This window comes from Streptomyces sp. NPDC101237, assembly GCF_044767465.1.
In the GTDB taxonomy this organism is placed as follows: Bacteria; Actinomycetota; Actinomycetes; order Streptomycetales; family Streptomycetaceae; genus Streptomyces; species Streptomyces gramineus.
The window spans coordinates 233,548-253,938 of the sequence record NZ_JBIWNY010000013.1 but is presented as its reverse complement, the minus strand read 5'-3'; the positions used below and the strand labels follow the sequence as shown (position 1 = coordinate 253,938).

18 protein-coding genes and 1 pseudogene are annotated in these 20,391 nt (G+C 71.7%); 9 read left to right on the top strand and 10 right to left on the bottom strand.

Features of this window, described 5'->3' with window-relative positions:
• The 3 genes and pseudogenes from ACIRQ9_RS21945 to ACIRQ9_RS21935 form a co-directional block, all read right to left on the bottom strand.
• Positions 1 to 1,100 (bottom strand): annotated as a pseudogene (locus ACIRQ9_RS21945) (serine/threonine protein phosphatase); the annotation flags it as partial.
• A gap of 304 nt (positions 1,101 to 1,404) precedes the next feature.
• Positions 1,405 to 2,118: a DUF402 domain-containing protein gene (locus tag ACIRQ9_RS21940; RefSeq protein ID WP_404175757.1), complete on the bottom strand. Its 714-nt coding sequence runs from the start codon at positions 2,116 to 2,118 to the stop codon at positions 1,405 to 1,407.
• Positions 2,119 to 2,202: 84 nt separating this feature from the next.
• Positions 2,203 to 3,588, bottom strand: a complete 1,386-nt coding sequence (locus ACIRQ9_RS21935; RefSeq protein ID WP_404175754.1) for a class II fumarate hydratase — start codon at positions 3,586 to 3,588, stop codon at positions 2,203 to 2,205.
• Between the two features lie 180 nt (positions 3,589 to 3,768).
• On the opposite strand from ACIRQ9_RS21935, the gene ACIRQ9_RS21930 reads away from it, so the two are divergent.
• On the top strand, positions 3,769 to 4,146 hold the full coding sequence (locus tag ACIRQ9_RS21930; protein ID WP_404175751.1) for a hypothetical protein: 378 nt from the start codon (positions 3,769 to 3,771) through the stop codon (positions 4,144 to 4,146).
• A 68-nt stretch (positions 4,147 to 4,214) separates the two neighbouring features.
• Here ACIRQ9_RS21930 and ACIRQ9_RS21925 read toward each other — a convergent pair whose 3' ends face one another.
• A complete protein-coding gene (locus tag ACIRQ9_RS21925; protein WP_404175748.1) occupies positions 4,215 to 5,909 on the bottom strand; it encodes a fumarate hydratase in 1,695 nt (564 codons plus the stop codon).
• A gap of 168 nt (positions 5,910 to 6,077) precedes the next feature.
• Between ACIRQ9_RS21925 and ACIRQ9_RS21920 the strand changes: the two genes are divergently transcribed.
• Positions 6,078 to 6,779 (top strand): DUF1707 domain-containing protein, encoded by a 702-nt coding sequence (locus ACIRQ9_RS21920; RefSeq protein WP_404175745.1) that lies wholly within the window; start codon positions 6,078 to 6,080, stop codon positions 6,777 to 6,779.
• A 152-nt stretch (positions 6,780 to 6,931) separates the two neighbouring features.
• Positions 6,932 to 7,315, top strand: a complete 384-nt coding sequence (locus ACIRQ9_RS21915; RefSeq protein ID WP_404175742.1) for a WhiB family transcriptional regulator — start codon at positions 6,932 to 6,934, stop codon at positions 7,313 to 7,315.
• Between the two features lie 105 nt (positions 7,316 to 7,420).
• Here the strand turns inward: ACIRQ9_RS21915 and glpX are convergent, their stop codons facing one another.
• Positions 7,421 to 8,455 carry a class II fructose-bisphosphatase gene (gene glpX, locus ACIRQ9_RS21910; protein WP_404175739.1) on the bottom strand — a complete coding sequence of 345 codons (1,035 nt, stop codon included), beginning with the start codon at positions 8,453 to 8,455 and terminating at the stop codon, positions 7,421 to 7,423.
• A 125-nt stretch (positions 8,456 to 8,580) separates the two neighbouring features.
• Between glpX and ACIRQ9_RS21905 the strand changes: the two genes are divergently transcribed.
• Entirely contained in the window at positions 8,581 to 9,105 is a 525-nt protein-coding gene (locus ACIRQ9_RS21905; RefSeq protein ID WP_404175736.1) for a DUF4245 domain-containing protein, read from the top strand.
• A 67-nt stretch (positions 9,106 to 9,172) separates the two neighbouring features.
• On the opposite strand, the gene ACIRQ9_RS21900 is transcribed toward ACIRQ9_RS21905, so the two are convergent.
• The 3 genes from ACIRQ9_RS21900 to xseA form a co-directional block, all read right to left on the bottom strand.
• A complete protein-coding gene (locus tag ACIRQ9_RS21900) occupies positions 9,173 to 9,763 on the bottom strand; it encodes a malonic semialdehyde reductase (protein WP_404175733.1) in 591 nt (196 codons plus the stop codon).
• A gap of 155 nt (positions 9,764 to 9,918) precedes the next feature.
• A complete protein-coding gene (locus tag ACIRQ9_RS21895; protein ID WP_404175730.1) occupies positions 9,919 to 10,158 on the bottom strand; it encodes an exodeoxyribonuclease VII small subunit in 240 nt (79 codons plus the stop codon).
• A 36-nt stretch (positions 10,159 to 10,194) separates the two neighbouring features.
• Entirely contained in the window at positions 10,195 to 11,403 is a 1,209-nt protein-coding gene (xseA, locus tag ACIRQ9_RS21890; protein ID WP_404175803.1) for an exodeoxyribonuclease VII large subunit, read from the bottom strand.
• Positions 11,404 to 11,915: 512 nt separating this feature from the next.
• Between xseA and ACIRQ9_RS21885 the strand changes: the two genes are divergently transcribed.
• Entirely contained in the window at positions 11,916 to 12,929 is a 1,014-nt protein-coding gene (locus tag ACIRQ9_RS21885) for a 4-hydroxy-3-methylbut-2-enyl diphosphate reductase (protein WP_404175727.1), read from the top strand.
• Positions 12,930 to 13,005: 76 nt separating this feature from the next.
• Complete coding sequence (gene ppgK, locus ACIRQ9_RS21880; protein ID WP_404175724.1) at positions 13,006 to 13,755, top strand: polyphosphate--glucose phosphotransferase; 750 nt, start codon at positions 13,006 to 13,008, stop codon at positions 13,753 to 13,755.
• Positions 13,756 to 13,794: 39 nt separating this feature from the next.
• On the opposite strand, the gene ACIRQ9_RS21875 is transcribed toward ppgK, so the two are convergent.
• Complete coding sequence (locus ACIRQ9_RS21875; protein ID WP_404175720.1) at positions 13,795 to 14,322, bottom strand: DUF6542 domain-containing protein; 528 nt, start codon at positions 14,320 to 14,322, stop codon at positions 13,795 to 13,797.
• Between the two features lie 196 nt (positions 14,323 to 14,518).
• Between ACIRQ9_RS21875 and ychF the strand changes: the two genes are divergently transcribed.
• On the top strand, positions 14,519 to 15,607 hold the full coding sequence (gene ychF / locus ACIRQ9_RS21870; protein WP_404175717.1) for a redox-regulated ATPase YchF: 1,089 nt from the start codon (positions 14,519 to 14,521) through the stop codon (positions 15,605 to 15,607).
• A gap of 108 nt (positions 15,608 to 15,715) precedes the next feature.
• Here ychF and ACIRQ9_RS21865 read toward each other — a convergent pair whose 3' ends face one another.
• Positions 15,716 to 16,297, bottom strand: a complete 582-nt coding sequence (locus ACIRQ9_RS21865; protein WP_404175714.1) for a Uma2 family endonuclease — start codon at positions 16,295 to 16,297, stop codon at positions 15,716 to 15,718.
• Positions 16,298 to 16,486: 189 nt separating this feature from the next.
• On the opposite strand from ACIRQ9_RS21865, the gene ACIRQ9_RS21860 reads away from it, so the two are divergent.
• Positions 16,487 to 18,667, top strand: a complete 2,181-nt coding sequence (locus ACIRQ9_RS21860) for a DEAD/DEAH box helicase (protein ID WP_404175711.1) — start codon at positions 16,487 to 16,489, stop codon at positions 18,665 to 18,667.
• A gap of 622 nt (positions 18,668 to 19,289) precedes the next feature.
• A complete protein-coding gene (locus tag ACIRQ9_RS21855) occupies positions 19,290 to 20,387 on the top strand; it encodes an ATP-binding protein (RefSeq protein ID WP_404175708.1) in 1,098 nt (365 codons plus the stop codon).
• The last annotated feature ends 4 nt before the right edge of the window (positions 20,388 to 20,391 follow it).

Genomic DNA, 20,391 nt, shown 5'->3' with positions numbered 1-20,391 from the left:
CCGACCCGCGCGGTCTCGGCGGCCGGCAGGTAGCGCGAGGCCAGCCGCACGCCGGTGGCGCTCGGCAGGTGCTCGGGCAGCATGGTCCGCTGCAGCTCGTCGGCGATGTAGGCCTCCCGGCCGTACAGCACCGCCTTGTCGATGCCGAGCGCGCTGTGCGTGGCCAGCTGGGCGGCGACCAGCAGGTCGTCCGCCTCGAAGGCGAGCCGCTCCGGGCGGCGCAGGAACAGCGCGGCGCCGATCACCCGGCGCCGGCCGCGCAGCGGCGCGAGGATCGCGTGCTGTCCGCCGGGGACCAGCGCGTCGGCGCCCTCGCCGAGGAGTTCGGGCAGCGCGGAGCGCGCCGCGGGGGAGTCGGCGAAAACCGGCCGCACGCCCCGCAGCACCTCGTTCAGAGCACCGCCGGGCCGTACCTCGCACAGCTCCGCGGTGAGCGCGGACAGGCCGATGTCGGCCGGTTCCGGCTCCGGTACGGGCAGTGGCGGGAAGCCGTCGGTGTCCCGTTCCTCCGCGATCCGGTCGGTACGGCGCAGCCGCAGCACCACCGGGCCGACCGGCCGCTCGTCCCCGACCGGCAGCGGGTCGCGCAGATAGACCAGGATCGCGTCCGAGAAGGTCGGCACGGTCGCCCGGCACAGCCCCATCACGATCTCGTCCAGGTCGATGCCCCGCGCGATGCGGCGGGTGGCGGCTCCCACGAAGCGCAGCCGGTCGCCGTCCCGGCGCATCGGCATCGGGCGGCCGGGCGGCAGTCCGCGACCGGTGCGGCGCTCGGCGGAGCCCGCGCCCGTCACCCGTTCCTGCTCGGCGCCGGGCTGCGGCGGGATCCCCTCCGGGGTGGGGCGAGGCCGGTGCGGATCGGGCTCAGCGCTGGTGGGCTGGGCGTGCTCGGGGCCGTTGACGGAGTGCTCCTCGGACGTGCTGGTACCGGGGCCGGTGGGCGTCTCGCCCGCGCGGGCCTGTGCCGGTAAGGCGGTGGCGCCGGACGGGCGGGGCTGTGCCTGCGGTGGTGGGTGCGGGGTACGCAGGAGCGCCCCGCGGGCCTGAGCGGGGTCGGCGCCCGGCTGCGGGCGCTCGTAGGAGGTGGGGTGCTCCGTCACGCGTGTCGAATCCGTCCGTCCGGGGCTGCGCGCCGGGCGCGCAGGTGGTCCCGCCGAGACTCCGATACCCGGATTACGTGTCCCAGGAACGGAATTCCGGCGTGGCCGCGCGCCGTTCCCGTGCCGCCCGCGAACGATCTACGGGCCGCGCCCCGCTCGCCGGTGCTGCCCTCGTACCCCTCGCTCACGTCCTGCCGCCCCTCGGTGACGTTCGGTCAAGCCCGGACATCCTCCGGGAGTTGTGCTCAGCGCGCCCTTGCGGAGGACGATCCTACGGTTGTGTACCGGGGGCGCATCAAGGGTCTCATGTGGACACGTGCGCGGGCGTACGGTCCCAGTCCTCCGGCAGCGACGGTACCGCCCATGACGGGTCCGGGCGCCAGTGCTGCCAGCCGTCCGAGAACGGCGCCTCCCAGGCCCGTACGGCGGTCACCGCGGACAGGCCCGCCGCCCGCACCCGTTCGGCCGTCTCCGCGTCCATCAGGCCGTCCCGCTGTGCCTGGGCGAACTCGTCCTCGTCGAGCCAGTGCCAACTGCGGTCCGGGTGCACCGAGATGTCGAGGAAGTGGTCCTCGGAGTCGACTCCGCCGTCCCAACGGGCCAACGGCTGCTCAAGGTTGACGTACCAGTTCTTGAACTGCCAGCCCGGCTCCCAGAACAGCCACACCGACCAGGCCTGACCGGGCCGGGCGAGCTTCAGCACGCCGGTGCCGAACCAGTGGCCGCGCCGGACGGTGCGCGGCTTGGTGTAGCGGGACTCCAGCGGCTCCTCGCCGACCGACGTGCCGTCGGCGAAGACGGGCCTGACGCACTCGGTGCCGGGCGCCAGCCAGACGGCCAGCAGCTCCGCGTCGTCGCGGACGACGGTGACGGGGCGCGCGATGTGGAAACCGTGTCCGGCGTTCTCCCGGTACCGCCACAGGATCTGGCTCCCCGGAGCCCAGAACCCTGCTCCGCCGCCGGCCGCACCGCCCGTTTCCCCGCGCGTCACGCGTCTCACCGCTCCACCGTCTGCCATGCACAGATATTAGGTGCCATGGGCATACGACGCTGCGGTGGACGTCACGGTTCTGGCCGGGCGGCGCGAAACGTTCGCACGCGGTTACGGCCGCGTCATCCGCAGGACATCCAGTGCCTCGTCCAGCTGCGCGAGGGTCAGATCCCCCTTTTCGACGTACCCGCCCTCGACCACCACCTGGCGGATCGTCTTGCGCTGCGCCAGCGCCCTCTTGGCCACCTTCGCGGCCTCCTCGTACCCGATGTACTTGTTGAGCGGCGTGACCACGGACGGGGAGGACTCGGCGTACTCGCGGGCCCGCTCCCGGTGCGCGGTGATGCCGTCCACGGTCCGGTCGGCCAGCAGCCGCGAGACGTTGGCGAGCAGCCGGACGGACTCCAGCACGTTCTTGCCGATGACCGGAAGCATCACGTTCAGCTCGAAGTTCCCGGCCGCCCCGGCCACCGCGATCGTCTGGTCGTTCCCGATGACCTGCGCGGCCACCATCAGCACGGCCTCCGGGATCACCGGGTTGACCTTGCCCGGCATGATCGAGGACCCCGGCTGCAGATCCGGCAGCGCGATCTCGGCGAGCCCGGTGCGCGGTCCCGAGGACATCCACCGCAGATCGTTGGCGATCTTCGTCAGGCCGACCGCGATCGTCCGCAGCTGCCCGCTGGTCTCCACGATCCCGTCCCGCGCGCCCTGCGCCTCGAAGTGGTCGCGGGCCTCGGTGAACGGCAGCCCGGTGACCCGCGCGACCTCCTCGATCACCGCGGCGGAGAACCCGGGCGGGGTGTTGATCCCGGTGCCCACCGCCGTCCCGCCGAGCGGCAGTTCGGCCAGCCGGGGCAGCGAGGCCCGCAGCCGCTCCACGCCGTACCGCACCTGCGCCGCGTACCCGCCGAACTCCTGCCCCAGGGTCACCGGCGTGGCGTCCATCAGATGGGTCCGCCCGGACTTCACGACGTCGGCGAACTCGGCCGACTTGCGCTCCAGGGACGCGGCGAGATGCTCCAGAGCCGGGATCAGGTCCCGTGTGACGGCGGCGGTGGCGGCGATGTGGAGGGACGACGGGAACACGTCGTTCGACGACTGCGAGGCGTTGACGTGGTCGTTGGGATGCACCTCGCGCCCGAGCCGCTCGGTCGCCAGCGTCGCCAGGACCTCGTTGGTGTTCATGTTCGACGAGGTGCCGGACCCCGTCTGGAACACGTCCACCGGGAACTGCTCGTCCCACGCCCCCTCGGCGACCTCCCCGGCCGCCTCCTGGATCGCCCGGGCCATGTCCTCGTCGATCACTCCCAGCGCGGCGTTCACCTTGGCCGCCGCGCCCTTGATCCGGGCCAGGGCCTCGATGTGCGCGCGCTCGATCCGCTGCCCGGAGACCGGGAAGTTCTCGACGGCCCGCTGGGTCTGGGCCCGCCACTTGGCGTGCGCCGGGACCCGGACCTCGCCCATGGAGTCGTGTTCGATGCGGTAGTCGCTCATGCAGGTGTCAGCGATCGGGGTGACGCGGTTGTTCCGGCCTGCTGCATTGGCACCACCGACGTCACCGGGTCGGGGGACTGTGTCCTCCGCCGCCGAGCCGGACATCACGGATAAGTGTGACTATCTGCCTAAGGTGACCGGCGATCCCGCCGGCGCCACGGCTGGCAGGAGGACCGACCGATGAACTTCACTCCCAAGGGTCTGCTCGGCGCCATCGCGGCGGTGTCCATAGGCGCGGCGACCCTGCTGGGCGCGGGAGCCGGAACGGCGGCCGCGGACGGCGGCTCGCACCGTGCCCACTGCGACCGCGCCGAGCGGCCGGTCTGGAGTGGCGATCCCAGCCGCAACATCACCGCCCGCGGCTGCAGCGTGCCGTCCGGCGGCGGCAAGCGCTGGTACCGCGTCGAGGTCGACACCCTCGTGGAGCGCCGGCACAAGACGGACTACGCGGACAGCCCGGTCACGGGCACCGCGACGAAGCACGACAAGACCGTCAGGTGCATGGGCTACACCACGTCCGGCGCCACCGTGAACTGGTTCGGCTGCATGCCCTACTGACCTCTTCCCGCCGGTGACGGCCGGGGGCGGCGGGGGCGAGGACCGTCCCCGCCGCTCCCCACCGGACGCTAGGCGAGCCCGGGACCGCGCACCGGGATGGTGGTGAACGTCGGGGCCGGGGCCGGGTCCTGGAAGAAGTCGTTGCCCTTGTCGTCCACCACGACGAACGCCGGGAAGTCCTCGACCTCGATCTTCCAGACCGCCTCCATGCCGAGTTCCTCGTACTCGACGACCTCGACCTTCTTGATGCAGTCCTGCGCGAGCCGCGCGGCCGGGCCGCCGATGGAGCCGAGGTAGAAGCCGCCGTGCGCCTCGCACGCGTCGGTGACCTGCTTGCTGCGGTTGCCCTTGGCGAGCATCACCTTGGAGCCGCCCGCCGCCTGGAACTGCTCCACGTAGGAGTCCATGCGGCCGGCCGTGGTGGGACCGAAGGAGCCCGAGGCGTACCCCTCGGGGGTCTTGGCCGGACCGGCGTAGTACACCGGGTGGTCCTTCAGGTACTGCGGCATCTCCTCGCCCGCGTCGAGCCGCTCCTTGATCTTGGCGTGCGCGATGTCGCGGGCGACGACCAGCGGACCGGTGAGCGAGAGCCGGGTCTTGACCGGGTACTTCGTCAGCTCGGCGAGGATCGTCTCCATCGGCTGGTTCAGGTCGATCCTCACCACGTCCGACGACTCGTCGAGGCCCGCGGCGGAGCCGCCGTTGAGCTCGGCTTCGGTCGTCTCCGGCAGGAACCGCGCCGGGTCGGTCTCCAGCTGCTCCAGGAAGACGCCCTCGGCGGTGATCTTCGCGACGGCCTGCCGGTCCGCGGAGCACGACACGGCGATGGCGACCGGGCAGGAGGCGCCGTGCCGGGGCAGCCGGACCACGCGCACGTCGTGGCAGAAGTACTTGCCGCCGAACTGCGCGCCGATCCCGATCTTCTGCGTCAGCTCGAAGACCTTCTGCTCCAGGTCCTTGTCCCGGAAGCCGTGGCCGAGCGGCGAGCCCTCGGCCGGGATCTCGTCCAGGTAGTGCGCGGAGGCGTACTTCGCGGTCTTCAGCGCGTACTCGGCGCTGGTGCCGCCGACGACGATCGCCAGGTGGTACGGCGGGCAGGCGGCCGTGCCGAGCGAGCGGATCTTCTCCTCCAGGAACTTCATCATGGAGGCCTCGTTCAGGACGGCCTTCGTCTCCTGGTAGAGGAACGACTTGTTGGCCGAGCCGCCGCCCTTGGCCATGAAGAGGAACTTGTAGGCGCCGCCGTCGGTCGCGTACAGCTCGATCTGGGCCGGCAGGTTGGAGCCGGTGTTCTTCTCCTCCCACATGGTGAGCGGAGCCATCTGCGAGTAGCGCAGGTTGAGGTTCAGGTAGGCGTCGTAGATGCCGCGGCTCAGCGCCGCCTCGTCGCCGCCCTCGGTCAGCACGTTCTGTCCGCGCTTGCCCATGACGATCGCGGTGCCGGTGTCCTGGCACATGGGCAGCACGCCGGCCGCCGCGATGTTCGCGTTCTTCAGCAGGTCGAGCGCGACGAACTTGTCGTTGGCCGAGGCCTCCGGGTCGTCGATGATCCGGCGGAGCTGCGCCAGGTGGGCGGGGCGCAGGTAGTGCTGGATGTCGTGGATCGCCTCTTCCGCCAGCTTGCGCAGCGCCTCCGGCTCCACCGTGAGGAACGTCCGCCCGTCCGGCCCCTCGACGGTGGACACGCCTTCCGAGGTCACCAGCCGGTACGGCGTGGTGTCCTCGCCCTGGGGAAGCAGATCGGTATACGCGAACTCAGGCATCTCAGCCCATTCCTCACTCTGACGGACGGCTGCCCGTCGACGTCGGCGGGCGCTGTCCAGCGTAGAACCTGCCCCGGAGCCGGAGCCTGTGAGGTAAGGCTCAGTTCGACACGCCGGGGTCGTCCACACCCCTAGTCGCGATCTATCGCGTTTCGGTACTCTGCTGCCGTGGACCTTCAGAAGCAGACCTCGCAGGAGCGCGCCGGGACGCCGGTCGCCGAGCTGCGCGCCTCGGACGCCGACCGTGACCGCATCGCCGACATCCTGCGGGAGGCCCTCGCCGAGGGGCGCCTGACCGCCGACGAGCACGCCGAGCGCGTGGAAGGCGTGCTGAGCGCCAAGACGGTGGGCGAGCTGGAGGTGTTCATACGGGACCTGCCGGCGGCCCACGCCCGTCCGGCCGCCGCGGGCTACACGCCGGTACCGCCCCGGCCGACGCCCGGCGCGATCCCCGTCGAGCCGGACAGCAACGTGGTGGCGGTCTTCAGCAGCGCCCGCCGCCGGGGCCGCTGGCGGGCGGGCCGCCGACTGCACGCCTACGCGGTCTTCGGTTCCGTCGAGCTCGACCTCACCGAGGCGATCTTCGAGTACCAGCAGGTCGTCATCAGGGCGTTCTCGGTCTTCGGCGACGTCCAGATCCGCGTCCCGGAGAACGTGTCGCTGCGCGGCACCGGCGGGGGCGTGCTCGGCAACTTCGAGGCGGACACGCGCGACTCGGTCGACGCCGACGCGCCGGTCGTCTATGTCGAGGGATGGGCGGTGCTCGGCAACGTGGAGGCGCGGCCGAAGCGCGGGAAGTTCATCGAGGACATCCTGGACCGGGTTCAGGACAAGGTCGACAGGACGTTGCGCAAACACCTGGACCGTTGACGGACGCGAATCGCGGACGGCCCGAATATGCCCGGGGTCGCGAACAGGCCGCGGTGCCACGGCCGTTGGGGACGCTGTGCATAGGCCCGCGCACAGCGGGTAGGCCTTGCTGCATCGTCTCTCGCTCGCGAAGCCGTCGTCAGGAGTAGACCGTGCTGCAACCGCCGCATTCGTCCCTGCAGGTAGCTGCCGTGCCGGCCCAGCGGGTGCCGGTGCGGGACAGGGACCAAGACGCACCCTGGCACACCGAGGCGGTGTGCCGGCGCGACGAGGCTGGCCTGTTCTTCGCACCGTCCAAGGAACCCACCGCCGCCCGGCTGTCCCGCGAGGAAGCGGCCAAGCGGGTCTGCGCCCGCTGTCCGGTGATGGTCGAGTGCCGCGAACACGCGCTGCTCCAGCCCGAGCCGTACGGCGTCTGGGGTGGCCTCACCGCGGCGGAGCGCCGCGTGGTGCTGGCCCGGCGCAGGCGCCGCGACATGGAACTGAAGAAGGCGGCGCGAGCGACGGCGACCAACCACATAGCGCAGGCCGGCTGACGAGAAGGCGCCCTCTCCGCACAGAGGGCGCCCTTCCGAGGACCTGCGGGGGCGGCTCCCGTCAGGGGCGCGAGGCCCTGCCCGCGGCCCCTTCCGCCGGACGCGTCACTTGGCCCGGTCGAAGTCCACCGAGCTGTACGCCCGCAGCTTGCGCAGCCGGTGCTCGGAGTCGATCTTCCGTACGGTGCCCGACTTGGACCGCATCACGATGGACTCGGTCAGCGCGGTCTCCGAGCGGTAGCGCACGCCGCGCAGCAGCTCGCCGTCGGTGATCCCGGTGGCGACGAAGAACACGTTCTCCCCGGTCACCAGGTCCTCGGTGGTCAGCACCCGGTCCAGGTCGTGCCCGGCGTCGAGGGCCCGCTGCCGCTCCTCGGCGTCCTTGGGCCACAGCTTGCCCTGGATGGTGCCGCCGAGGCACTTCACGGCGCACGCCGAGATGATGCCCTCGGGGGTGCCGCCGATCCCGAGGAGCATGTCGACGCCGGTGCCCTCGCGGAGCGCGTAGATCGACCCGGCGACGTCGCCGTCGGAGATCAGCTTGATGCGGGCGCCGGCCTGGCGGATCTCCTGGATGATCCCTTCGTGCCGCGGCCGGTCGAGGATGACGACGGTCACGTCCTCCGGGGTGGCCCGCTTCGCCTTGGCGACGCGCCGGATGTTGACCGAGACCGGCGCGTCGATGTCGACGAAGTCCGCCGCGTCCGGGCCGGTGACCAGTTTGTCCATGTAGAAGACGGCGGACGGGTCGAACATGGCGCCGCGCTCGGCGGCGGCCAGCACGGCGATCGCGTTGGGCATGCCCTTCGCGGTCAGCGTGGTCCCGTCGATCGGGTCGACGGCGATGTCGACCTCGGGGCCGGTCCCGTCGCCGATGCGCTCTCCGTTGAAGAGCATCGGGGCCTCGTCCTTCTCACCTTCGCCGATGACGACCACGCCGTTCATCGACACGGTGGAGACGAGGGTCCGCATCGCGCGTACCGCGGCGCCGTCGGCGCCGTTCTTGTCGCCGCGGCCCACCCAGCGGCCGGCGGCCAGCGCGGCGGCTTCGGTCACGCGGACGAGTTCCAGGGCGAGGTTGCGGTCGGGGGCCTCGGAGGGGACATCGAGTTCGGACGGCAAGTGATGATGCTCGGTCATCGGAGCGCACCTTTCTGATACGACGACGGCCGGATGAGGGTTCCCGTCGACTCTATCCCCAGGCTGACAAAATGAGCAGGGGACCCCACGGATGAGCGCGACGGGCACCTGCGACGATAGGGGGCGTGGCAGGTACGAACGGAAAGCAGAAGACGGTCAGGGACATGATCCTCTCCCTGGCCCTGATCGGCCTCGCGGCGGGCTTCATCTACCTGCTCGTCCCGCATGACGATCACGCTCCCGACATCCGGCGGGTCGACTACCGGGTCGAGCTGCTGACGGCCCGGCGTGCCGCGGCGTACCCGGTGGCCGCGCCGCAGGGCCTGCCCGGCGACTGGAAGGCCACCTCGGTCCGCTTCCAGGGCGAGGAGGGTGACCGCTGGCACCTCGGCTACCAGACCCCCGACGGTCAGTACGTCCAGATCGAGCAGTCGACTCAGAAGCCGGCCGACTTCATCACGGACGCCAGCCAGGGCGCGACCGCCACGAAGCGGACCGAGACGATCGGCGACCGCACCTGGACGCACTACACCGGCGGCCGCTACGACGCGCTGGTGCTGGAGAACACTCCCGGCTCCACGACGGTGGTGGCCGGCACCGCCTCCTTCGCCCAGCTGACGAAGATGGCCGCCGCGCTGAAGATGTCCTGACCGGCCGCCGACGACGCGAGAGGCCCCCGGCGACAGCGCCGGGGGCCTCTCACGCGTGCGGGATGGCTCAGACGGTCGTGATGACGTCGTCGTAGGCCAGGCGCGGGGAGCGCGGGAACCAGGCGTCCTCGCCCGGCTTGCCGATGTTGACGACCATCAGCGGGGTGTGGTCGTCGTCCAGGAACTCCTTCTGGACGCCCGCGAAGTCGAAGCCGGTCATCGGGCCGGCGGCGAGACCGGCGGCGCGGACGCCGACGATGAAGTACGCGGCCTGGAGGGCGGCGTTCAGGGCGGCGCTGCCCTCGCGCACGCCGCGGTCGCCGAAGAAGGCGTCCTTGGCCTGCGGGAAGTGCGGGAAGAGCTGCGGCAGCTCCTCGTGGAACTCGTTGTCCGCGGCGAGGATCGCGACCAGCGGGGCGGTGGCGGTCTTCTTCTGGTTGCCCTCGGCCATGTGCTGCACCAGGCGCTCGCGGGCCTCGGCGGAGCGGACCAGGATCACCCGCAGGGGCGACTGGTTCATGGAGGTCGGGCCGTACTTGACCAGGTCGTAGATCGCCTGGACCTGCTCGTCGGTCACCGGCTCGTCGGTGAAGGTGTTGGCGGTGCGGGCCTCGCGGAACAGCAGGTCCTGGGCGGCGGAGTCGAGAACGAGAGACATGGTGTCGAACTTCCTGGAGATCGCGATCCGTACTATCCGGACCGCGGTCCGGATACGCTGACGGCACCGACCATACGCCGTGAAGTTTCAACCTTCAACAACGGACGGAATCCGGTGGTTCGCCTCACACCCGCCGCCCGCTCACACCACCGCCCTCACTCCTCCTCCGCGTCGCCGTCCGCCGCCTCTTCCTCCTCGGCGAGCGCCGCGTCCAGCCGGGCCCGCGCCCCCTCCAGCCACCGCCGGCACACCCGGGCAAGCTCCTCGCCCCGCTCCCACAGCGCGAGGGACTCCTCAAGACTCGTCCCGCCGGCCTCCAGCCGCCGCACGGTCTCGATCAGCTCGTCCCGCGCCTGCTCGTAGGAGAGGGCGGCCTCATCCGTCCTGCTGCTCATGCACTGACCTTTCTCATCGACTGGTACGGCCCGGCGTCAGCCGTCGGCCCGCACCGTGAACTCGCCCTCGGCGACCCGCGCCCGCAACGCCTCGCCCGGCCCGACGTCCCCCGGATCCCGCACCACCCGGCCGTCGTCCTTCTGCAGCACGGCGTACCCGCGCCGCAGCGTGGCGGCGGGGGAGAGGGCCACCACGCGCGCGTGCGTGTGCGTCAGCTCGGAGTCGGCGCGGTCGAGCAGATGCCCGAGGGTGCGCCGCGACCGGTCCACCAGCGAGGCGACATGATCGGCCCGCTCGTCGACCATCCGGTGCGGATCCTCCATCACGGGCCGCGCCAGCGCGTGCGCCAGCCCCCGCTCCTCCCGCGCCACCAGCCCGTCCACGCACCGCCGGGCCCGGTCCCGCAGCATCCGCACCCGCTCCAGCTCCTCCCCGACGTCCGGCACGACCTTCTTGGCGGCGTCGGTCGGAGTGGACGCCCGCAGGTCGGCGACGTAGTCGAGCAGCGGCGTGTCGGGCTCGTGCCCGATCGCCGACACCACCGGCGTACGGCACCCGGCGACCACTCGCACCAGCTGCTCGTCGGAGAACGGCAGCAGATCCTCCACGCTGCCGCCGCCGCGCGCCACGATGATCACGTCGACCTCCGGGAGCGCGTCCAGCTCCTTCACCGCCTGCACGACCTGCGGCACGGCGTGCACGCCCTGCACCGGCACGTTCCGCACCTCGAAACGCACCGCGGGCCACCGGTGCCGGGCGTTCTCCAGGACGTCCCGCTCGGCGGCCGAGGCCCGCCCGCACACCAGCCCGATGAGCTGCGGCAGGAACGGCAGCGGCTTCTTCCGCCCGGCGGCGAACAGCCCCTCGGCGGCCAGCGACTTCTTCAGCGCCTCCAGCCGCGCCAGCAGCTCCCCGACCCCGACCGGCCTGATCTCCACCGCCCGCAACGACAGCTGCCCGCGCGGCGCGTACCACTCCGGCTTCGCGTGCACGACGACCCGCGCACCCTCCCCGACGACGTCGGCGACGGCGTCGAACACCTGCCGGTAGCAGGTGACGGCGATCGAGATGTCGTACGACGGATCCCGCAGCGTCAGGAACACCACGCCCGCGCCCGGCCGCCGCGAGAGCTGGGTGATCTGCCCCTCGACCCACACCGCACCGAGCCGGTCGATCCACCCGCCGATCAGCCGGGACACCTCGCCGACGGGCAGCGGCGTTTCGACAGACGTGTTCAAAGCCATGCGCCGAGCGTAACGGCGCCCACCGACAGCTCCGTCCCCCGCGAACCGGCGCTGCGCGGCCGCCGTCAGCAGCCCCGCCGCCGGCCGCACCGCGCCGACCGCCTGCGCCGCCCCGGACGCCGCCACGATCACCGCGACGGTGACCGCCGCGCCCGCCACCGGCACCACCACGTGCCGCCACCAGCGCACCTCGCCGCCCGCGCGGCGCACCACGAACCAGCTCACCACGCTCGCGCGCAGCGGCGTGAACGCCGACAGCGCCCCGATGTCCACCACCGACACCAGCTTCATCGGGGCGATGAACAGCGGGCCGCAGACCACCAGGTCCCGGAAGCCGAGACCGCGCCGCAGCCGGTGCCGCTCCTCCGCTCCGGGCGGGGGCGCCGTCGCCGTACCGGTCTCGGACACCAGTGCCTCCCGCGGACGTGTGCCGCACCCCGCTCCGGTCTTCGGCCGGCCTCCCCGGGATCGTCACCGGACGCGATCTCCGGGCCCCCGAACGCGGCCTTACGATGGGTGCCATGACTGCTTCGCCTGGCCGCCGTGTCCTGCTCGCCGCCCCCCGTGGCTACTGCGCGGGTGTGGACCGCGCCGTGATCGCCGTCGAGAAGGCCCTGGAACAGTACGGGGCCCCGATCTACGTCCGGCACGAGATCGTGCACAACAAGTACGTCGTGCAGACCCTGGAGAAGAAGGGCGCCGTCTTCGTCGAGCGGACCGAGGAGGTCCCGCCCGGGAACATCGTGATGTTCTCCGCGCACGGCGTCGCCCCCGTCGTCCACGAGGAGGCCCGGCGCGGCCGCCTCGCCTCCATCGACGCGACCTGCCCGCTCGTCACCAAGGTCCACAAGGAAGCCGTCCGGTTCGCGAACGAGGACTACGACATCCTTCTGATCGGCCACGAGGGCCACGAGGAGGTCATCGGCACCTCCGGCGAGGCCCCCGAGCACATCCAGCTCGTCGACGGCCCGGCGGACGTGGCCAAGGTCGAGGTCCGCGACGAGTCCAAGGTCGTGTGGCTCTCCCAGACCACGCTCTCCGTCGACGAGACGATGGAGACGGTCGACGCGCTCAAGGAGAAGTTCCCGCAGCTGATCTCGCCGCCGAGCGACGACATCTGCTACGCCACCCAGAACCGCCAGCTCGCCGTCAAGCAGATGGGCGCCGAGGCCGACCTGGTCATCGTGGTCGGCTCCCGCAACTCCTCCAACTCCAAGCGGCTCGTGGAGGTCGCCAAGCTGGCCGGTTCCCGCGCCGCCCACCTGGTGGACTTCGCCGCCGAGATCGACGAGGCCTGGCTGGACGGGGTGACCACCGTCGGCGTGACCTCCGGTGCCTCCGTGCCCGAGGTGCTGGTCGAGGAGGTCCTCGAGTGGCTCGCCGAGCGCGGCTACGGCGACGTGGAGATCGTCAAGGCGGCAGAGGAGTCCATCACCTTCTCGCTGCCCAAGGAACTCCGCCGTGACCTGCGCGAAGAGGCGGCCGCCCTGGTCGCCGAGCGCGGCGGCAGCGGCACCGGCGCGTGAGCGGCGCTCGTACGACGGTGTGACCGCGGGGCGGTCCGGCGTCGTGACTGTCAGTCGTACCACGTAACGTGGAGCCATGCAGATCTTCGGCGTGGACATCGGTGGTTCCGGGATCAAGGGCGCTCCCGTGGACCTGGACAAGGGCGACCTGGCCCAGGAGCGGTGCAAGGTGCTCACCCCGCACCCGGCGACGCCCGACAGCGTCGCCGACGGGGTCAAGCAGGTCATCGACCACTTCGGCTGGACCGGCCCGGTCGGGCTCACCTTCCCCGGGGTGATCAGCGACGGCACGCACATCCGCACCGCGGCCAACGTGGACAAGAGCTGGATCGACACCGACGCCCGCACGCTGTTCAGCGACCGGCTCGGCGGCCTGCCGGTGACCGTGGTCAACGACGCGGACGCGGCGGGCGTGGCCGAGATGCGGTTCGGCGCGGGCCGCGACCGCAAGGGCGTGGTCATCCTGCTCACCTTCGGCACCGGCATCGGCAGCGCCCTGTTCACCGAGGGCGAGCTGGTCCCCAACACCGAGCTGGGCCACCTGGAGCTGGACGGCCACGACGCCGAGAAGAAGGCGTCCAGCAAGGCCAAGGAGGACCAGGATCTCACCTGGGAGCACTGGGCCCGCCGGGTCACCAAGTACCTCGCCCACGTCGAGATGCTGTTCACGCCCGAGCTGTTCATCATCGGCGGCGGTGTCAGCCGCAAGGCCGACAAGTTCCTGCCGCTCATCGAGGGCATCAGGGCCGAGATCGTCCCGGCCCAGCTGCAGAACAACGCGGGGATCGTGGGCGCGGCGATGCGCGCGTCCGAACACGCCAGGTAGCCGCGGGCGGTCCGGGCACGGCCGGGGACGGCCCGCGGGTCAGCCCCGGCGCCGGTGCCGGATCAGCCGGATCCGGCGCACGACGACGACCGACCCGGCGACCAGCGTGCCGCCGTAGAGCCAGCCGGCCTGCGTGGACAGGGCCGTCACCAGGCCCATCACACCGCCCAGGAAGCCGCCGCCGCCGTCGTCGCAGACGGTGAGCAGGCCGGCGGCGAACGCGATCGGGACGACGACGGGGGCGGTCAGCAGATCGCTCCCGCGCACCCACAGCGCGGTCAGCGCGCACACCGGCAGGGACAGCACGCCGTAGACGGTCAGGGACGCCCCGAACAGCAGGTCGTCCAGGAAGCCGAGCAGGAACATCGCGGTGGCGCAGAACAGGCCGGCGCCGAGACCGGTGAGCCGCGGGCCGGACGGTCCGGCCGCCGGCGCCGGACGCGCGCCGCGCGGGGCAGGCGGCCGCTCGGCCGGGGCCGGCCGCCGTCCGGCCTGCGGCGGCAGGGGCGGGCGGGGGGCGCCACGGCGCGGTCCGTGCTGTCGGGGACGGGTCCTGTGCTGCTCCACCGGACCAACTTAGGTCGGTTAATGTGCCGAATCGCAGACCAGACACGCCGAAACCAAGCCGAAGAGCGGACCGTGTCCAGGTGTTCGACGCGGCCGCCGGCCGGGGCCGGTGAACCCCGTAAACTGGTGGATCGGCCGGCCCGCCGGCACAGGCCGCCTCCGGCTCACTCACCCACTCACTACGGGAAGTCGCAACGTGTCGCTCACGATCGGAATCGTCGGCCTGCCCAACGTCGGCAAGTCGACCCTGTTCAACGCCCTGACCAAGAACGACGTGCTCGCGGCCAACTACCCGTTCGCCACGATCGAGCCCAACGTGGGTGTGGTCGGCGTCCCCGACGCCCGCCTGGCCAAGCTGTCCGAGATCTTCTCCTCGCAGCGGATCCTCCCGGCGACCGTCGACTTCGTCGACATCGCGGGCATCGTGCGCGGTGCCTCCGAGGGTGAGGGCCTGGGCAACAAGTTCCTCGCGAACATCCGTGAGTCCGACGCGATCTGCCAGGTCATCCGCGCCTTCAAGGACGAGAACGTCGTCCACGTCGACGGCAAGGTCTCGCCGAAGGACGACATCGAGACGATCAACACCGAGCTGATCCTCGCCGACCTCCAGACGATCGAGAAGGTCCTGCCGCGCCTCCAGAAGGAGTCGCGGATCAAGAAGGACGTGGCGCCCAAGGTCAAGGCCGTCGAGGAGGCCAAGGAGATCCTGGAGAAGGGCGACACCCTCTTCTCCCAGGGCATCCTCCAGGGCTCGGAGCGCGCCGAGCTCCTGCACGACCTGCACCTGCTGACCACCAAGCCCTTCCTCTACGTCTTCAACGTCGACGAGGACGAGCTGACCGACGACACCTTCAAGGCCGAGCAGCGCGCCCTGGTCGCCCCGGCCGAGGCGATCTTCCTCAACGCCAAGCTGGAGGCGGACCTCGCCGAGCTGGACGAGGAGGACGCCCTGGAGCTGCTGGAGTCCGTCGGCGCCGAGGAGCCCGGCCTCGCGACCCTGGCCCGCGTCGGCTTCAACACCCTGGGCCTGCAGACCTACCTCACGGCCGGTCCCAAGGAGTCCCGCGCCTGGACCATCAAGAAGGGCGCCACGGCCCCCGAGGCGGCCGGCGTCATCCACACGGACTTCCAGAAGGGCTTCATCAAGGCCGAGGTCATCTCCTTCGACGACCTGGTCGAGACCGGCTCGGTCACCGAGGCCCGCGCGAAGGGCAAGGCCCGCATGGAGGGCAAGGACTACGTGATGCAGGACGGGGACGTGGTGGAGTTCCGGTTCAACGTGTGACCGATCGGTCGCCGTCAGGCGGCCGACGCTTCGCACAAGGAGGCCGGAGGGGCTGAGTTCGCCAGAACTCAGCCCCTCCGTCGTCCCGCGCCGACGCGACGCAGGCGCCTAGCCCCGCCGTGGCGGGGTGAGGCCGTCGAGATCCAGGCCGATCTCGAAAGGCACCGGGCGCTTCAGCGTGCCCCGGAAGATCCCGGCGGGCGCATAGACGCCGGTCGGCTCGTCGCGTTCGTAGACATGGACGACGGGGGCGCCGCCTTCGTCCTCGATGCACCAGTAGTGCGGGATGCCGGCCTCCGCGTACTTGCGGAGCTTGACCGTGCGGTCCCGGTGCGCGGACTCGGGTGAGACGACCTCGATGACGAGTCGCACCTCGTCCGGCGTGAACCAGGTGCGGTCTCCGTCGTAGTCTGCCGTCGTCACCAGCAGATCCGGCTCGGGCCGGTTGCGCTCGTCGAGCCTTACGGTCATCTCGCGGCCGACCCTGACGTCGCCGGGCGCCTGCTCCATGAGAGCGACGGTGAGCATCGTGACGAGGTGGCCGTGCCACCACCGCTGGGGCGACATCATGAAGACAAGTGCTCCGTCGATCAGCTCAGTGTGGCGGGGTGCGTCGGGAAGGCGGTCCAGGTCCTCCGCGAACCAGCCTTCCTCGCGCGGCGGGCGCATCCAGTCGGGCAGTGCGGTCATGGCTCAACCGTAGCGATTCGACGATGGGCGGGCCACGAGATCGGCGGTGGGGCGGCTGCCTTCCTCTCGTCCTGGTGCCCCACTCTTGTCGTGGGCGTCCGCGACCGCCGTCGGCGTCCGGTAGAAGGTCCGGCCCGTGTGGTGGGGGCGGTGGGAGGATGTCGGGAGGGCGGGAGAGGGGCGGGGCCGGTGGGGCGGGGCGAGCGGGATGTGGTCGCGCGGGGAGCGCGGCTGTGCGAGGCGGCGCGGGCGGTGGTCGTCGATCACGGCAGGGCCGTGGAGGCGGTGCGGGCGGCGCTGGGGCCGATCCAGGACGCGGCGGTCCGGGGGGAACTCGATGCCATACCCGTGGCCCGGCTCCAGGACGTCACCGAGGGCCGCCTGCGGCTCGGGCACGTGGAGAAGAGCGGGCTGCGCACGGTGGGCGACGTCCTCGAAGCGGGCCCCTACCGGTTGCGGCAGATTCCCGGGGTGGGACAGCGGACCGTCGACCAGATGCTCGGCGCGGCTCGGCGGCTCTCCGAGGCCGTGCACGAGACGGTGGCCGTCCACATCGACGTGGACCGGCCCGAGCCGAGCACGACCGCGCTCGTCATGGCGCTGCAGGTCCTGGTGGAAGCGGGACCGGACGCCCGGCGCGCGCTGGACCGTGCCACGGCCCTGTCGGAACGGCTCGGACCGCTGCTGGCCGACGCGAGACCGGCCGCCGGGCGGTTGCGGATGCTGCTGGCCGGCCCGGAGAAGCGGGCGCGTGCCCTGGCGGCGGTCGAGGAGATCCGCTCCCTGGCGGACGAGGCGGACCGGGCGGGCCTGCCCGAACTGCTCGCCCAGGCCTCCGTGGACCTGCTGCGCGGATCCTCCTCCGACGTCGCGGCCTGGGTGGACTTCGAACTCCGCTCCGCCGACTACTACGGCCTGCTCGCCGAGATCTCCGGCCGGCCGCCCGACACGGCGGCCGCCGAGGGCTTCCTGCCGGAGGAGATCGCCGAGCGGGTGCGCACGCAGCACCTCGACGACACGCACCGGCGGGTCTCCCTGCGCGGATACCAGGCGTTCGGCGCCCGGTTCGCGCTCGCCCAGCGCAAGGTCGTACTCGGCGACGAGATGGGCCTGGGCAAGACCATCCAGGCGATCGCCGTCCTGGCCCACCTGGCCGCCGAGGGGCGCAGCCACTTCATGGTCGTCTGCCCGGCGAGCGTCCTCGTGAACTGGACCCGGGAGATCGAGGCCCGCAGCGCCCTGCGGGTCACCGTGCTGCACGGACCCGACCGGCACGACGCCTTCGCCGACTGGCGGGAGCGGGGCGGGGTGGCGGTGACCACGTTCGACGCGCTGCGCGGCTTCCCGGCGCCCGCCGAGGGCGAGGTCGGGCTGCTGGTCGTGGACGAGGCGCACACCGTGAAGAACCCGGGCGCCAAGCGGTCCCAGTCGGTCGCGCTCTGGGTGGAACGCTGCGACCGCTGCCTCTTCATGACCGGTACGCCCATGGAGAACCGGGTCGTGGAGTTCCGCAACCTGGTCCGGATGCTCGACCGGGGGGTCGCGGACGCCCTGGGCGAGCGGGACGCCCTGGCGGGATCGGTCGCCTTCCGCAGGGCCGTCGCGCCGGTCTACCTGAGGCGCAACCAGGAGGACGTCCTGACGGAACTCCCCAGTCTCCAGCACACCGACGAGTGGGAGGAGCTGAGCGCCTCGGACGAGGAGGCGTACCGCGAGGCCGTGCGCGCGGGCAACTTCATGGCGATGCGCAGGGCCGCGTACGCGCGCCCGGAGAAATCGGCCAAACTGGACCGGCTCCGCGAGATCGTCCAGGAGGCCGGCGAGAACGGGCAGAAGACGGTGGTCTTCTCCTACTTCAAGGACGTGCTGGCCGTGGTGCGGGCGGCGCTCGTCGCGGATTCCGCCGCCGGTGCCCCGGTGTCCGGTCCGCTCACCGGGAGCGTCGCGGCGGGACGCAGGCAGCAGGTCGTCGACGACTTCGCCGCGGTCCAGGGACCGGCGGTGCTGCTGGCGCAGATCCAGGCGGGCGGTGTCGGCCTCAACATGCAGGCCGCCTCCGTCGTCGTCCTGTGCGAGCCGCAGATCAAGCCGACCATCGAGCATCAGGCGGTCGCCCGGGCCCATCGCATGGGCCAGGTCAGGCCGGTCCGCGTGCACCGCCTGCTCGCCACCGGAGGCGTGGACGAACGCCTGGTGAAGATGCTGGAGAAGAAGACCCGCCTCTTCGACGCCTACGCGCGCCGCAGCGCCGTGGCCGAGTCCACCCCGGACGCCGTCGACGTGTCGGACACCGAACTGGCCCGCCGGATCGTCGAGGAGGAACAGGCGCGCCTGGGCATGACGGACCAGAGGCTGACGGCGGCGGAGTGAGCCGCGCCGCCCACCCGGTACGCCCCGGTCCGGCATTCCGGTCGGCCGGGAGTTTCACAGGGGCTTTGGGGTCTTCTGTGTGCTGGTCCGCCGATTCGCCTGGGGGAGCGGGGCGGTCCCGTCGGGGTCGGCCGGTGCGGGGCCGTCGCTTCCGCCGGTGCCGGAGCCGGGTGTGCGGCGGCCGCCGGGCGGGTGGGGCCGCCGACGGGGACGAGGGGTGTGACCTGGTCGTCGGGGCTGGTGGGCCGGTGTGCCGCCGGCCTGCCGGGGTCTCTCCGGACGGTGCGGGACCGTGTCGCCGACGCTGTGTCAACGGCCTCTGGGTGAAGTCATGTTGACCCTGTGAAACCCGAAAGGGTGAACTCTGATACTGGAGTTGACGGTGATAGCATTCCGCCGTCTGCGACCTTGATCCACTTTTGCTCAGACCCTGCGGGCGAACGCGGTGAGCACTCCGCATCCATCAGCCCCGCAGTCCCCCGGACGGGTTGCGGATCCTTGCGAGGCGTCCCCGTCGACGCCTACATGCCACGCGCCGGGAAAGGTTTCCATGACTCAAGACGTGCTTCTTTGGTGCCTGGTTGCGATAGCGGCGATAGCCATAGCCGCAGTCGTCGCACTCATGCTCCGCAGCAGAGCCCTGGGGAGGAGGAAGAGGGAGTCCGAGGCCGCGCTCGAGGCGCGCCTGCGGTACGCCCAGGGAGAGCTGGACCGGGCGCAGGTCGACCTGGTCAGGCTGCGGGACGAGCAGGACGGTGTCATCCGCGAGGCCGAGCGGGCCGCGGAGGAGAACACCAAGGCGGTCCTCAAGGGAGCGGCCCGCTTCCTGCAGAGCCTCGCGGCCGAACAGACCACTCTGCTGGACGGCGTCCAGCGCGAGTACGGCGGCCACGCGGTCCTCTCCGACCTGATGGACATCACCCACGCCAACGCCCAGATGGCCCGCAAGGCGCAGGGCATCGCGGTCATGTGCGGCGCTCCGCTGGGCCGCCGCAACCAGCCCGCCAGCGTGTACGACGTCGTACGCAGCGCCCAGGGCCAGATCCGCAACTTCCAGCGGGTCGAGATCATGCAGCCGAGCGGTATCGCGCTGAAGGCCTCCGCCGTGGCGCCGGTCGCCCTGGCGGTCGCCGAACTCCTCGACAACGCCGCCAGCTTCTCCCAGGCGGACGCGCCGATCGAGGTCACGTTCCGCCAGGTCCAGAAGAACCTGTGCATCGTCATCGACGACGCCGGTGTCGGCATGGGCGACGAGGACCGGCAGCGGGCGACCGCCCTGCTCTCCGGCGAGAACGTCCCCCGGCTGTCCCAGCTGGGCACCCAGCCGAAGTTCGGCTTCCCGGTCATCGGTCTGATCGCCCGTCAGCACGGTTTCACGGTGGATGTCACCGGCGTCTCCCGGTACGGCGGCGTGCGAGCCGTCGTCCTGCTGCCCGAGGAGCTGTGGACCATGGACGAGACCCTGCCGCCGGCCGCCGAGGCGCCTGTGAGCAGCATCCGGCCGATGGAGGCCGGCAAGCCGGCGCGTACGGCGGGCGGCCTGCCGAAGCGCGGCTCGCGCATGTCGCCCACCGGCATGTCGGCCGGCGCGGAGCAGGCGCCCCGGCGCAGTGTCCGGCGCGGTCCCGGCAGCCTGGCCGCCCTGCAGCGCGGTACGCAGACCGCGCGGGACGCGGCCTCCCTTGACGCCCCGAAGCCCGGAGGGTCCGAAAACGCATGAGTAC